General features: G+C 69.3%; 12 protein-coding genes. 4 read left to right on the forward strand and 8 right to left on the reverse strand.

Annotation, left to right across the window (positions count from 1 at the left end):
- Window positions 1-37: 37 nt before the first annotated feature.
- Window positions 38-289 (forward strand): hypothetical protein, encoded by a 252-nt coding sequence (locus ACW9TB_RS31130; protein WP_472751661.1) that lies wholly within the window; start codon window positions 38-40, stop codon window positions 287-289.
- Window positions 290-302: 13 nt separating this feature from the next.
- Here the strand turns inward: ACW9TB_RS31130 and ACW9TB_RS31135 are convergent, their stop codons facing one another.
- The 3 genes from ACW9TB_RS31135 to ACW9TB_RS31145 all read right to left on the reverse strand — a co-directional run bounded on the left by ACW9TB_RS31135 (window position 303) and on the right by ACW9TB_RS31145 (window position 3,720).
- Complete coding sequence (locus tag ACW9TB_RS31135; protein WP_472751662.1) at window positions 303-1,253, reverse strand: carbohydrate ABC transporter permease; 951 nt, start codon at window positions 1,251-1,253, stop codon at window positions 303-305.
- 55 nt (window positions 1,254-1,308) lie between these two features.
- Window positions 1,309-2,283: a carbohydrate ABC transporter permease gene (locus ACW9TB_RS31140; RefSeq protein WP_472751663.1), complete on the reverse strand. Its 975-nt coding sequence runs from the start codon at window positions 2,281-2,283 to the stop codon at window positions 1,309-1,311.
- Window positions 2,284-2,364: 81 nt separating this feature from the next.
- On the reverse strand, window positions 2,365-3,720 hold the full coding sequence (locus ACW9TB_RS31145; RefSeq protein ID WP_472751664.1) for an ABC transporter substrate-binding protein: 1,356 nt from the start codon (window positions 3,718-3,720) through the stop codon (window positions 2,365-2,367).
- A gap of 194 nt (window positions 3,721-3,914) precedes the next feature.
- Between ACW9TB_RS31145 and ACW9TB_RS31150 the strand changes: the two genes are divergently transcribed.
- Window positions 3,915-5,294 carry a GH1 family beta-glucosidase gene (locus ACW9TB_RS31150; protein ID WP_472751665.1) on the forward strand — a complete coding sequence of 460 codons (1,380 nt, stop codon included), beginning with the start codon at window positions 3,915-3,917 and terminating at the stop codon, window positions 5,292-5,294.
- Window positions 5,291-6,286 (forward strand): LacI family DNA-binding transcriptional regulator, encoded by a 996-nt coding sequence (locus ACW9TB_RS31155; RefSeq protein ID WP_472751666.1) that lies wholly within the window; start codon window positions 5,291-5,293, stop codon window positions 6,284-6,286. The genes ACW9TB_RS31150 and ACW9TB_RS31155 overlap by 4 nt, the downstream gene beginning before the upstream one ends.
- Window positions 6,287-6,344: 58 nt before the next feature.
- Here the strand turns inward: ACW9TB_RS31155 and ACW9TB_RS31160 are convergent, their stop codons facing one another.
- From ACW9TB_RS31160 to ACW9TB_RS31180, 5 genes are all read right to left on the reverse strand, one after another.
- On the reverse strand, window positions 6,345-7,340 hold the full coding sequence (locus ACW9TB_RS31160) for a LacI family DNA-binding transcriptional regulator (RefSeq protein ID WP_472751667.1): 996 nt from the start codon (window positions 7,338-7,340) through the stop codon (window positions 6,345-6,347).
- A gap of 22 nt (window positions 7,341-7,362) precedes the next feature.
- The gene (locus tag ACW9TB_RS31165; protein WP_472751668.1) at window positions 7,363-8,781 is read right to left on the reverse strand and encodes a GH1 family beta-glucosidase; all 1,419 of its coding nucleotides are present in this window, start codon (window positions 8,779-8,781) and stop codon (window positions 7,363-7,365) included.
- The gene (locus ACW9TB_RS31170) at window positions 8,778-9,635 is read right to left on the reverse strand and encodes a carbohydrate ABC transporter permease (RefSeq protein ID WP_472751669.1); all 858 of its coding nucleotides are present in this window, start codon (window positions 9,633-9,635) and stop codon (window positions 8,778-8,780) included. Before ACW9TB_RS31170 ends, ACW9TB_RS31165 begins: the two co-directional genes overlap by 4 nt.
- Window positions 9,632-10,603, reverse strand: a complete 972-nt coding sequence (locus ACW9TB_RS31175; protein WP_472751670.1) for a carbohydrate ABC transporter permease — start codon at window positions 10,601-10,603, stop codon at window positions 9,632-9,634. Before ACW9TB_RS31175 ends, ACW9TB_RS31170 begins: the two co-directional genes overlap by 4 nt.
- 213 nt (window positions 10,604-10,816) lie before the next feature.
- Entirely contained in the window at window positions 10,817-12,118 is a 1,302-nt protein-coding gene (locus ACW9TB_RS31180) for an ABC transporter substrate-binding protein (protein WP_472751671.1), read from the reverse strand.
- 556 nt (window positions 12,119-12,674) lie between these two features.
- On the opposite strand from ACW9TB_RS31180, the gene ACW9TB_RS31185 reads away from it, so the two are divergent.
- Entirely contained in the window at window positions 12,675-13,049 is a 375-nt protein-coding gene (locus ACW9TB_RS31185; protein ID WP_472751672.1) for an FKBP-type peptidyl-prolyl cis-trans isomerase, read from the forward strand.
- The last annotated feature ends 299 nt before the right edge of the window (window positions 13,050-13,348 follow it).

Here is a 13,348-nt window from a genome sequence, read left to right on the forward strand (position 1 = left end):
TCTCTGGCTCGACAGGGGGAGACCGGTCGGCGCGGGCATGTACCTCGACGCGCTCACCCACCCCTACGGCCTGCTGCCCGGCGAAAGGTCCGCCGTGGACATCGTCCGCTACATCGACCCCGAGACCCGGCTGCCCGTCTACTCGGAGACGCTGGAGACCGACGGGGACGCCGGGAGATGGCGGATGCACCGGGTCGTCCACGAGTTCGGCGGCCCGGTGAACAAGGGCACCCGCCTCCCCGCCACACCTGGCGTCACCCGGCTGACCTGGCAGCCGGAGGGGACCTGACGGGGCGCGGGTGTCAGCCCTTGACGCTTCCGGCGAGCAGGCCGCGGACGAAGTAGCGCTGCATCGACAGGAAGACGAGCAGCGGGATGACCAGCGAGACGAAGGCTCCCGAGGTCAGGCGCTGCCACTCGTTGCCCTTGGTACCGGCCATCTGTGCCAGCCGTACCGTCATCGGGGCGCTCTCCGGGGTGCCTCCGGCGAAGATCAGGGCCACCAGCAGGTCGTTCCAGACCCAGAGGAACTGGAAGATCGCGAAGGTGGCGAGCGCGGGCCCGACCAGCGGGAGGACGATCGTGCGCAGGACCTTCCCGTGGCTGGCCCCGTCGACCCTGGCCGCCTCCATCAGCTCGCCGGGAAGCTCGGACATGAAGTTGTGCAGCAGGAAGACGCCCAGCGGCAGCGCGAAGCAGGTGTGCGCGAACCAGACCTGGACGAACCGGGCCGGGCCCTCCAGGTCCCAGGCGGGCATCAGCTGGAGGCCGAAGACGGACACGCCCTCGGAGAAGAACGACAGCAGCGGGACGAGCGCCATCTGCAGCGGCACGATCTGCAGCGCGAAGATGCCGATGTAGATCCACTCGCGCCCGCGGAACGGCAGCCAGGCCAGCGCGTACGCGGCGAAGGTGGCCAGGGCGAGCGGGAAGAGCACCGACGGGATCGTGATGACGATCGAGTTGATCAGGAAGCTCATCATCTGGCCGGAGGACGAGGAGGTGCCGAACAGGACCTCCTGGTAGTTCTCCAGGGTGAGCTGCGGGCTGGAGAAGAACGTCCACCAGCCGCTGTTCTTGATCTGGTCCTCCGGGCGCAGCGAGGACAGCAGCAGGCCGAAGGTCGGGGTGGTCCACAGGACGGCGATGACGATCGCGACGGCACTGGCGACCCGGCCGCTCAGCCTCCGCCGTACGCGCTGCGGGGCGGTCGTCGTCTCGGGCCGCACCACGGTCTGGGTCAACGTGGCCATGTGGACTCCTTCGCCCGCCGCGTGCCCGCGATGCCGGGCCGGTCTGCTCGCCCGCTCACCTGACGGCCTCTCTGCGCTGGCGGATCTGGTAGATCACGATCGGGGTCACCAGGGCGAACAGGAAGACCGCGAGGGCCGCGCCCTTGCCCGTCTCGCCGTACCGGAACGCCTGGTTGTACATCTCGTTGGCGATGACGCTGGTGTCGAACTGGCCGCCGGTCATGGTGCGGACGATGTCGAACAGCTTGAGCGTGCCGATCGACTGCGTGACCAGCACCACGATCACGGCCGAGCGGATGGACGGCAGCGTCACCTGGAAGAACATCTGCAACGGGGACGCCCCGTCCAGCCGGGCGGCCTCGACGATCTCGGCGGGGATCCCCTTGATGGCGGCGGAGAGCACCACGGTGGCGAACCCCGCCTGGATCCAGACCATGACCACGATCAGGAACAGCGTGTTGAGCGGCGCCTCCTGGAGCCACTGCTGCGGTTCGCCGCCGAAGGCGACCGTGATCTGGTTGAGCAGGCCGATCTGGTCCTGCTCCTCGGAGCGGTAGGCGTAGACGAAGCGCCAGATGATGCCCGCGCCGACGAAGGAGATCGCCATCGGCAGGAAGACCAGCGACTTGGCGAGCGACTCGAAGCGGGTACGGTCGACCAGGACGGCGTAGACCAGCCCGACCGAGGTCACCAGGATCGGGACGAGCAGCACCCAGACGAGGGTGTTGCGGAGTACGGTCACCGCTTCGGGCTGGGTGAACATCCAGGCGTAGTTCTCCAGGCCGACCCACTGCTGGCCGTCGCCGCTCATGAACGACAGCAGGGTGGTCCGCACGGCCGGTACGACCAGCCCGATGGCGAGGAGCAGGAGGGCGGGCAGGAGCAGGATCGTGGCGTGGGTCCACGCGCGCCGCCGCATCGGAGCGCGGTCGACCAGCACCAGGATCACCGCGACCACCACGAGGAACGCGGCGACGCCGATCAGCAGCTGGACGAGTTTGGGCAGTTCGGCGGCGAAGTCGAAATCCATCGGAGGATCTCCCGGAGGGATCGGGCCGGGCGGGCGACGGTCCGGTCCCGCGTCACACGGGACCGGACTTGTCGGTATATATCAGGACTTAGGCCAAGACGCTTCGATGTAGTCGAGGACCGTCTTGGTGTCCTTGCCGTTGATCCAGTCGGTCATGCCCTTCCAGAACGTGCCCGCGCCGACCGCGGCCGGCATCAGGTCCGAGCCGTCGAAGCGGAAGACCGTGCTCGGGTCCTGGAGCATCTCCATGGAGAGCTTGTCGATCGGGTTCTGGGCGTTGGCCGGGTCGACGCCCTTGCGCGCGGTGACGTAGGTCGCCAGCTTCATCCGGACGGCGGGGAACTCCGCGCCGGCGAGGTAGGCCTGGACGGCCTGGACCTCGGGACGGTCGGTGAAGGCCGCCACGAACTCGCCCGCGCCGAGCACCGGCTTCTTGGCCGGGTCGTTGCCCGGCAGGTAGAAGGCGAACACGTCGCCGTCCTCGGCGACCTTGGTGCCCTCGGGCCAGAAGTTGGCGTAGAAGGACGCCTGGCGGTGCAGGGCGCACTTGCCCTCGGTGATCGGGACGCCGCCCTCCTGGAAGGCGGTGCTGGCGATCGACTTGACCGGGCCGTAGCCGCCGTTGACGAACTTCTCGTTCTTGAGGATCGCGCCGACCTTGTCGACCGCCGCGGTGACCTTGGGGTCGTTGAACGGGGTCTTGTGGCTCACCCAGTCGTCGTAGCCCTCGGGACCGGCCTCCCTGAGCATGAGGTCCTCGATCCAGTCGGTGGCCGGCCAGCCGGTCGCGTCACCGGACTCGATGCCCGCGCACCACGGCTTGACGCCGGTGCCGGCGATCGTGTTGGTGAGCGTCATCAGCTCGTCCCAGGTCTTGGGGACGGCCCAGCCCTTCTCGGTGAACATCTTCGGCGAGTACCAGACGAAGGACTTCACGCTGGCGCCCAGCGGGGCGCCGTAGAAGACGCCGTCGACGGTGGAGTACTTGGCCCAGTCCTCCGACCAGCCCTCGGCGGTGAGCTTCTTGACCTCCTCGGTGGCGGGCTTGAGCTTCCCGGCCTTGGCGAAGCGCTCCAGGAGGCCCGGCTGGGGGAAGAAGGCGATGTCGGGAGGGTTGCCGCCGTCCGCGCGGACCTGGATCTGGGCCTCGAACTCGCCGGTGCCCTCGTAGGTGATCTTCATTCCCACGCAGTCGGCGAACGGCTTCCACGCCTGCTCGAAGAGGTCGGCCTCGGTGTCGCGGATCGGCGAGTAGATGCTGACGGTCTTGCCCTCGTGTTTGCCGTACTGGCTGAAGGCGGCGCACTCGGGGGCCGCGCTGGCGCCGCCACCCGCCGATGGCGCGGGCTCCGTGGATCCACAGGCGGTGACGACCAGCGCCAGCCCCATGGTGCCCGCCGCAAGGGCGGTACGCCGAGGCCGAGAGAGGAGCGACATGGACCTTCCTCCATATACACAATTGCCGGGGAGTGTGAGAGCGCTCTCTGGAAGAATTGTCTGCCCACAACGCGATGTCAAGAACTGTGATATTACGGTTACGGTCTCAATTTTCTTGACACAATCTGTGCGATACCGTGATGCTCCAGAGAGCGCTCTCACGTAACAGCCGAACAGAATGGGGCGGTGAGGACATGACCATGTCCGCCGAAAAGTCCTACGACCTTCAGGACTCCGGCGTGCTGAGGTTTCCCGAGGGCTTCGTCTGGGGCGCCGCCACCGCGGCCTACCAGATCGAGGGCGCAGCCCGGGATGACGGCAGGGGCCCCTCGATCTGGGACACCTTCTCCCGGACCCCCGGCAAGGTTCACGCGGGCCACACCGGCGACGTCGCGTGCGACCACTACCACCGCTATCCCGAGGACGTCGCGGTCATGCGCGACCTCGGCCTGCGCTCCTACCGGTTCTCCATCTCCTGGCCCCGTGTGCGGCCCGACGGATCCGGCCCGGTCAACCCGCGCGGCCTCGACTTCTACGACCGCCTCGTCGACGAGCTCCTCGGCAACGGCATCACCCCCATCGTGACGCTCTACCACTGGGACCTGCCGCAGACCCTGGAGGACCTCGGCGGCTGGACCAACCGGGAGACCGCCGCGCACTTCGCCGACTACGCCGCGATCGCGCACGGCAGGCTGGGCGACCGGGTCGAGACGTGGACCACCCTGAACGAGCCCTGGTGCTCGGCCTTCCTCGGCTACGCGTCGGGCATCCACGCCCCCGGCCTCGCCGAGCCCGCGCTGGGCTTCGCCGCCGCCCACCACCTGCTGCTCGGCCACGGCCTGGCCGTCCGGGCGCTGCGCGCCTCGGGCGCCGCCCAGATCGGCATCACGCTCAACCTCGCCCCCGTGATCGGCGACGACACCCCGGCGGCCGAGCTCGTCGACGGCCTGCAGAACCGCATCTTCCTGGACCCGGTGCTGCGCGGGGAGTATCCCGCCGACGTCGTCGAGCGGGCCCGCCGCTTCACCGACTGGTCCTTCGTCCAGGACGGCGACCTGGAGACCATCAGCGAGCCGATCGACCTGCTGGGCGTCAACTACTACCACCCGCAGACCGTGACCGCCCGCAGCGGCGAGCCCGCCAACCCGGTCTATCCGGGCAGCGAGAGCATCGCCTTCGGCGGGGCCGACGCGCCGCAGACCGCGATGGGATGGCCGGTCCAGCCGTTCGGCCTGACCGACCTGCTCCTGCGGCTGTCGCGCGACTATCCGGGCACCCCGCTGATCATCACCGAGAACGGCGCCGCCTTCGACGACGTCGTCGAGGACGGCGAGGTGCACGACGTCGGCCGTCTGTCCTACCTCGACGGGCACCTGCGCGCGGCGCACGCGGCCATCGAGGGCGGCGCCGACCTGCGCGGTTACCTCGTCTGGTCACTCCTGGACAACTTCGAGTGGGCCGAAGGGTACCGCAAGCGGTTCGGCGTCGTACACGTCGACTACGCGACGCAACGCCGCACCCCCAAGGACAGCGCGCTGTGGTACAGCGAGGTCGTACGCCGGAACGGGCTGTGAGGGCCCGTCCCACCCTGGAGAAGGTGGCCGCCCGTGCCGGGGTGTCCCGGGCGACCGCCTCGCGCGTGGTCAACGGCTCCACGCGCGTGGCACCGCAGATCCGCGAGGCGGTCAACCGCGCCGTGGAGGAGCTGGGCTACGTGCCGAACCAGGCGGCGCGGAGCCTGGTCACCCAGCGGGCCGACTCCATAGCGCTCGTCTTCCCCGAGCCGGCGACCCGCGTCTTCTCCGACGACCCCACCTTCGCCGGGATCATCCGCGGGGTCAGCATGGAGATCGAGCGGGCCGACAAGCAGCTCGTGCTGATGCTCACCGGCATGACGGGCGGCTACCAGCGGGTCGAGCGCTACGCCACCAACGGCCACGTGGACGGCGTGGTCATCGCGTCGATGCACGGCACCGACCCGCTGCCGGGCATCCTCGCCAGGCGCGGGGTGCCGGTGGTGTGCAGCGGCCGCCCGACCGTGCCCAGCGGCCTGCCGTACGTGGACATGGACAACGCGGGCGGCGCCGAGCGCGCGGTGCGGCACCTGATGGAGCGGGGCAGGCGGCGCATCGCCACCATCGCCGGGCCGCAGGACATGATCGCCGGGATCGACCGGCTCAACGGCTACCGCGCCGTGCTGCGCGACTCCGACCGCCGCTCCATCGTGGCGGTCGGCGACTTCACCCGCGAGTCGGGGACGTCGGCGATGCGGCAGCTGCTGGCCGACGACCCGGAGATCGACGCGGTGTTCGTGGCGAACGACATGATGGCGCTGGGCGCGCTGCCGGCCCTGCGCCAGGCGGGCCGGCGGGTTCCCGACGACGTCGCGGTGGTCGGCTTCGACGACATCCCGGCCGCCTCCTACACCGAGCCCCCGCTGAGCACGGTCAGGCAGCCGACCGTCGAGATGGGCAGGAGGCTCGCCCGCATGGTCCTCGACCTGGAGGAGAAGGCGCAGGTGATGCTCCCCACCGAGCTGGTCCTCCGGGAGTCCACGGCGTTCTGACCGGCCGTTCCCCCGTGCCCGCGGCGCCTCGACGGCTCCGCGGGCACGGTCCAGGGGACTACGAGGAGGCCCTGACGACCAGGTCGGTGGACACGATCATCGGTTCGGCGGGGCCGCCGTCGAAGAGGGAGAGCAGCAGGCGGACCATGGCCGCGGCCTGCTCGGCGTGCGGCGTGTGGATGGTCGTCAGCGGCGGGTCGGTGTAGCGGGCCGCCTCTATGTCGTCGTAGCCCACGATGGCGACCTCCTCGGGGATCCGCCGGCCCGCCTGGCGGAGCGCGTGCATCGCGCCGATCGCCATCAGGTCGTTCGCGGCGAAGACCGCGTCGATCTCCGGGTCGTCGGCCAGCAGCTGCCGCATCGCGATCGCCCCCGACTCGCGGGTGAAGTCGCCGACCGCGATGATCGAGCGGCGGTCGGAGTCGCGCAGCACCTCGCGGTATCCGGCCAGCCGGTCCTGACCGCCTATCATGTCCAGCGGCCCGGCGATGGTGGCGATGCGCCGCCTGCCCCGCTCCAGCAGGTGCCGCACGGCCGTGGCGGCGCCGTCGACGTTGTCGTTGTCGACGTACGGCATCGCGACCGGCACGGCGGGCCTGCCGTAGGAGACGACCGGGACGCGCAGCCGGGTGAGCGCGACCGGCAGCGGGTCGGCGCCGTGGCTGGACACGAGCATGACGCCGTCGACGTGGCCGCCGGCGATGTAGTGCTCCACGCGGGCGTGGCTCTCCGGCGACCCGGCCAGCAGCAGCACGACCTGCTTGTTGACCGCCTCCAGCTCCAGGCTGGCCGAGCGGATGACGGTGGAGAACATCGGGTCGTCGGAGAACACCCGGTTCGGCGACTCCGAGACGACCAGCGCGACCGAGTTGGTCCGCTGGGTCACCAGGTTCCTCGCCGCCCCGTTGGGGACGTAGCCGAGCTCGTTCACCGCGCGCATGACCAGGTCCCGGATGTCGGCGGTGACCGTGGTCTGGCCGTTCACCACCCGGGAGACGGTCGACCGGGATACCCCGGCACGGGCGGCGACCGCCTCCAGGGTGGGTCGTCTCATCGTGTCATTCCCCTACAGTCGGTTACAGTCCGTTACGCGTGATGACATCGCGGTACCACAGCGCGCTGTCCTTGAGCAGGCGCCGCTGGGTGGCGAAGTCGACGTGCACGATTCCGAACCTACGCCGGTACCCCTCGGCCCACTCGAAATTATCCAGCAGTGACCAGACCAGGTAACCACGCACGTCCGCCCCGTCGGCGATCGCGGCGTGCACGGCGCGCAGGTGGCCGTCCAGATACTCGGTCCTGCGGGTGTCGTGGACGTGGCCGTCCTCCACGACGTCGTCGAAGGCCGCGCCGTTCTCGGTGATGATCAGGCCGACCTCCGGGTAGTCGTCGGAGAGCCGCACCAGCAGGCGGGAGAGCCCGTTCGGCACGATCGGCCAGCCCATCGCGGTGGCGGGCACGCCGTCCGCGGGGCAGAACCTGATGTCCTCGCTGCCCGGCCACGCCGCGTCGGCCGCCTCGCCGGGAGCGGCCTCCACGACGCACGGGTTGTAGTAGTTGATGCCCACCAGGTCGATCGGCTGGTTGATGGTCGCCAGGTCGCCGTCCCGGATGTGGTCGGCGCCGCCGTTGCGCCCGACGATGTCGAGGAACTCGGCGGGATACTCCCCGCGCAGCGCCGGGTCGAGGAACTGCCTGACCAGCAGGGTGTCGATCCGGCCGACCGCCTCCGCGTCGGCCTCGGAGAGCTCGGCCCCCGGATCGTCCACCTGGGCGGGGGTGATCACCGGTGACAGGTTCAGGACCAGCGAGATCTCCTCCGCGCCGCCCTCGCGGAGCGCGCGCGCCGCCATCCCGTGCCCCAGCGACAGGTGGTGGGCCGCGCGGAAGGCCGCCGCGGCGTCGGTCCTGCCGGGCGCGTGGACCCCGTTGCCGTAGCCGAGGAAGGCCGCCACCCACGGCTCGTTGAGGGTCGTCCAGTTGCGGACCCGGTCGCCCAGCCGCGCGTGCACGGCCGCCGCGTACTCCTCGAAGCGGTGGGCGGTGTCGCGCTCGGGCCAGCCGCCCGCGTCCTCCAGCGCCTGCGGGAGGTCCCAGTGGTAGAGGGTGGCGTACGGCGTGATGCCCGCTTCGAGCAGCCTGTCCACCAGGCGGCTGTAGAAGTCGAGGCCGCGCGTGTTGACGGCCCCCTTGCCGTACGGCTGGACCCGGGGCCAGGCCACCGAGAACCGGTACGCGGCCAGGTTCAGCTCGGTCATCAGCCGGATGTCGTCGGCGTGACGGAAGTAGTGGTCGCACGCCACGTCTCCGGTGTCACCCCCGACGACCTTGCCCGGTGTACGAGAGAAGGTGTCCCAGATCGAGGGCTCGCGGCCGTCCTCCTTCACGGCTCCCTCGATCTGGTAGGACGCGGTGGCCGCGCCCCAGACGAAACCGGTGGGGAAGTCCGCACGCCCTTCCGTAAGGGTGGCCCCCCGAGTGCCGACGACGGTCATCCCTTCACCGCTCCCTGCATGATTCCTCCGATGATCTGTTTGCCGAGTAGAGCGAACACGATGACCAGTGGCAGCGTGCCGAGCGTGGTACCCGCAAGGCCGAGCACGTAGTCGTTGACGTATCCGCTGGCCAGTGTGGACAGGGCGACCTGGACCGTCGGATCCTCCGGGGTCAGGACGACCAGCGGCCAGAAGTAGTCGTTCCAGACCGACATGAAGGTGAGCATGCCGAGCACCGCCGCCGCCGGGCGGGCGGCCGGGAGCACGACATGCCAGAACAGGCCCCAGGTGCTGCAGCCGTCGACCCGCCCCGCCTCGAGCAGTTCGGTCGGCAGCGCCCGGGAGAGGTACTGGGTCATGAAGAACACGCCGAACGCGTTGACGAGCGCGGGCACGATCAGCGCGTACATGGTGCCGGTCCACTCCAGCTTCACCATCAGCATGTACAGCGGGATGATGCCGAGCTGGGTCGGCACCATCATCGTCGCCACGGTGAGCAGGAGCAGGGCGTTGCGGCCGCGGAAGCGCAGCTTGGCGAAGGCGAACCCGGCCAGCGTGGAGAAGAACATCACCGCGATCGCGACGGAGCCGGAGACGATGACGGAGTTGAGCATCGCCAGGGCGAAGGGGACCGTGTCGAAGACGCGGGCGACGTTGGCGAAGAAGTTGCCGCCGGGGATCAGCGGCGGCGGGACGTCGGCCAGTGCCGCGTTGTCGCGGGAGGCCACCACGACGCTGTAGTAGAGCGGCAGCATCGAGAAGAACGCCACCGCGATCAGCGTGAGGTAGGTGAGCCTGCGGGCCGCGCCGCCGGAGCGACGGCGGACCGCGGAGACGGCGGTGTGGGCGCTCACGCCAGCCCTCCCTTCCCGCGACGGGTGAGCAGGTAGTTGATACCGGCGACCACGACGATGAAGATGAACATCATCCAGGAGATGGCCGAGGCGTAGCCGAAGTCGAGCTTGGTGAAGTTCTCGTAGATGAACAGCGAGAGCGTCTGGTACTGCCGGTCCACGCCGCCGGTGATGATGTACGAGCTGAACAGCAGCGGCTCGGCGAGGATCTGCATGGCGCCGATCGTCGAGGTGATGACGACGAAGATGATCGTGGGCTTGATCATCGGGATGGTGATCTTGCGGAGCTGGGTCATCCCGCTCGCGCCGTCGATGGTGGCCGCCTCGTACAGCTCGCGCGGTACGGCCTGCATCGCGGCGAGGAAGATCAGGGCGTTGTAGCCCGTCCACCTCCACATGATCATGGTGGAGATGGCGAAGTGGGAGCTCAGCACCCCCTCGTTCCAGGCGACGCCGTCCACGCCGACCAGCGAGAACACCCAGTTGATCATGCCGAAGTCCCGGCCGAACAGCTGGCTGAAGATGACCACCACCGCGACCACGCTGGTCACGTTGGGCAGCAGCAGCGTGATGCGGAAGAAGGTCTGTGCCCGCAGCGGCCGGTTGAGCAGGTGGGCCAGCCAGATGGCCAGCAGCAGCTGCGGCGCCGTGGACAGCACCCCGATGGACAGGGTGTTGAAGGTGGCGTTCCAGAAGTAGTCGTCGGCGAGCAGCGTCCTGAAGTTGTCCAGACCGACGAAGGGGTGCTCGTCCTGGAGCAGCGTCCACTCGTGCAGGCTCACCCAGGCGGTGTAGGCCAGGGGGAACAGCCCGAAGGCGGAGAACAGCAGGAAGAACGGGGCCACGTAGGCGTACGGCGAGCCCTTGACGTCGAGTTGGTGAACCAGGTGGCGGCGGAGGCGGCGTCGGGGTCCCACCGGCCTGTTCGGCGGGACCGCCGCCAGGCGGTCGGGCGCGCGGGTGGCCATGGCAGCTCCTTTCGGCGATTCGTTGGAGGCGTTCGTCGGACGGCGTTCGTCGGACGGCGTTCGCCGAGCGGCGTTCGTCGGGCGGTGCTCACCGGACGGTGTTCGCGGGGCGGCGGGGGCCACGCGGGTCACCGGCGCCGGACGCACGCCGCTCGCGGGGACAGGGGCACAAGCAGGTGGCCGACCGGTGCGAGACCAGCCGGCCGGGGGCGGCTACTTGATCCTGCCGACGTCCTTGAGCGCCTGCGCCCAGGACTCCTCGGCGTTCTGCTTGCCCTGGTCGACCCGCTGGAGGCCGTTGCCGATCGCCTGCAGGACGTCACCGGCCTTGGGACCCACGGGCTGCGGCTTGAGCGCCTTGGCGGCGTCGGTGAAGATCTTGCCGATCGGCGCGTTGCCGAAGTACGGGTTGACGTAGTCCTTCACCGCGGGGTCGTCGTACAGGGCGGGCAGCGAGGGCAGCGCGCTGGCCTCCTTGAAGAGCTTGATCTGGCTGTCCTTGTTGGTCAGCAGGTCGATCAGCGCCGCGGCCTCCTTGGGGTGCTTGCCCTGCTTGGGCAGCATCAGGTGGGTACCGCCCTGGTTGCCGCCGCCACCGGGCACCGAGGCGATGTCCCAGGTGCCCTCACCGGGCTTCTGGTCCTTGATCGTGCCGGTCTTCCACGCCGGGCAGACCATGGTGGCGAAGGTGCCCTTGGCGATGCCGGTGTTCCACGGCGGCGAGAAGGCCGCGAGGTTGGCCGACAGACCGTCGTTGATCATCTTCACGCCCATGTCGTACGCCTTGCGCACGTCGGGGTTGGTGGCGGCGACGATGTTGTACTGGGCGTCGTAGAAGCCGATGGGGGCCTGCTCGACCATCGCGCGGAAGTGCTCGCCGGGGCCGTCGGTGAACTTGGCGCCCTCGACCTTGCCCGCGACGAACTTCTTGCCGGTCTCGATGTAGGCGTCCCACGTGGGCCAGAGCGCGCCGACCTCTTCGCGGTCGGTGGGCAGCCCGGCCTTCTTGAACAGGTCGGGGCGGTAGCACATGGCCAGGCCGCCGACGTCGGTGCCCAGGCCCAGGAGCGAGGAGCCGTCGTTGGAGACGCCCAGCTTCCATTTCCAGTCGAGGTACTCGCTCTGGCGCTTGTCCAGGCCGTATTCCTTGAGGTTGTAGAACTTGTCCGGCACGGGGGTGAAGGCGCCGATGTAACCACCCTCGACGGCGACCACGTCCGCGGCGCCCGCGCCGGTGGTCAGCTGGGTGATGAGGTTGGTGTGGTGGTCGTTGAACTGCGCGCGGCGCTCCACGATCTCCACGTTGGGGTGGGTCTTCTTGAACTCCTCGTACAGCGGCGCGTAGTGGAAGTCGCTGAACAGACCGACGGTCAGCTTGATCTTCTCGGCCGGCTGGGAGGCCGTCCCGCCACTCCCGGTGGTCTCGGCGTCACCGCCACCGCAGGCGGTGAGGCCCAGGGCCAGGGCGGAAACGGCGACCATCGGGGCGAGGAACCGGTGGCGTGACTTACGCATGGAACCCTCCTAGGGTCCTCATAAGTGATCATGGAGAGAGCGCTCCCTGAGCAGATTGATGCCAAGCGAGTTACGTGTCAACGGCCCCCTCGGCGCCGATCGGAGCCTGGCGATCAGCTTTTTACGGAGAGCGCTCTCCAAGGTTTTTGGATGTTCCCGCAGGTCAAAGGGATTTCGTGGCCGATTTTTTCGGTGAATGGAGCGTTCCCATCGCGAAAGGTCACATTAAGGTCGCGTTTCCGCCATGTTCCATGGCGCCGCGCCGAGCTCTTGACACTCCCCGAGGACCGGGTCACTCTTTTTCTCAGAGAGCGCTCCCCAGTGACTCTCCAACACGGCCCCACGCGCCGCCGGGCACCCGCGGCGCCGATGACCGCCGTCCGCGCGCGAGCCGGTCCCCGGGTGGCGCGCCTCGCCGCCCCGGCCCTCGCGAGAACGCGGAAGAACGACGCGGCGGCCGCCCCGGCCCCCACGCCTCTCGCGGCACCCCCGGACCCCGTAGAGTCGTCCGGCCGGTCGGAAATCGTCCGGCGCGTATCCAACCAAGGAGAACCACGTGGCACTGGAGAAGCCGGAGATCGACTTTCCGGAGGGCGACCCGCCCAAGGATCTGGAGATCGTCGACATCGCCGTAGGGGACGGCCCGGAGGCCAAGCCGGGACACCAGGTCACCGTGCACTACGTCGGCGTGGCCTTCTCGACGGGCGAGGAGTTCGACGCGTCGTGGAACCGCGGCGACACCTTCCAGTTCCCGCTGGGCGGGGGCCGGGTCATCGCGGGCTGGGACCAGGGCGTCGCGGGCATGAAGGTCGGCGGCCGCCGCCGTCTCACCATCCCGCCGCACCTCGGCTACGGCAGCGCCGGTGCGGGCAGCCGCATCAAGCCGGGCGAGACGCTCATCTTCGTCGTGGACCTGCTCGGCGTGAGCTGACGCCCCGGGGCGACACGGCACGGGCGGGCCTCACCGGCGACGGGTGGCCCGCCCTTCGTACGTTGTCCCCTATGTCCCTCACATCCGGCGCCGTCCTCAGAACGCCCACTCTCCCACCGTCCACGGCCGTCACGTCCACTGTGTCCGCTGTGTCCGATGGCGTCCCCCGCGTGCCTTAACCGGGCGGCCATCTCACGTTCAGGGGGGTTCAGGGGAAGGTCCGCCCTCCCGGAAACGCGATGACTCCGAAAAGCAGCGCCTCACCTCACCGAAATGCCGCTTGTAGCTCTTAAGCTGGC

The sequence above is a fragment of the Streptosporangium sp. H13245 genome (assembly GCF_055690525.1).

What these genes read in the sequence shown, in the direction of transcription:
- ACW9TB_RS31130 (WP_472751661.1), top strand. Translation starts at nt 38, where the DNA reads ATGTACCTCGACGCGCTCACCCACCCCTACGGCCTGCTGCCCGGCGAA.
- ACW9TB_RS31175 (WP_472751670.1), bottom strand. Translation starts at nt 10,603, where the DNA reads ATGGCCACCCGCGCGCCCGACCGCCTGGCGGCGGTCCCGCCGAACAGG.
- ACW9TB_RS31160 (WP_472751667.1), bottom strand. Translation starts at nt 7,340, where the DNA reads ATGAGACGACCCACCCTGGAGGCGGTCGCCGCCCGTGCCGGGGTATCC.
- ACW9TB_RS31150 (WP_472751665.1), top strand. Translation starts at nt 3,915, where the DNA reads ATGACCATGTCCGCCGAAAAGTCCTACGACCTTCAGGACTCCGGCGTG.
- ACW9TB_RS31165 (WP_472751668.1), bottom strand. Translation starts at nt 8,781, where the DNA reads ATGACCGTCGTCGGCACTCGGGGGGCCACCCTTACGGAAGGGCGTGCG.
- ACW9TB_RS31180 (WP_472751671.1), bottom strand. Translation starts at nt 12,118, where the DNA reads ATGCGTAAGTCACGCCACCGGTTCCTCGCCCCGATGGTCGCCGTTTCC.
- ACW9TB_RS31135 (WP_472751662.1), bottom strand. Translation starts at nt 1,253, where the DNA reads ATGGCCACGTTGACCCAGACCGTGGTGCGGCCCGAGACGACGACCGCC.
- ACW9TB_RS31145 (WP_472751664.1), bottom strand. Translation starts at nt 3,720, where the DNA reads ATGTCGCTCCTCTCTCGGCCTCGGCGTACCGCCCTTGCGGCGGGCACC.
- ACW9TB_RS31140 (WP_472751663.1), bottom strand. Translation starts at nt 2,283, where the DNA reads ATGGATTTCGACTTCGCCGCCGAACTGCCCAAACTCGTCCAGCTGCTG.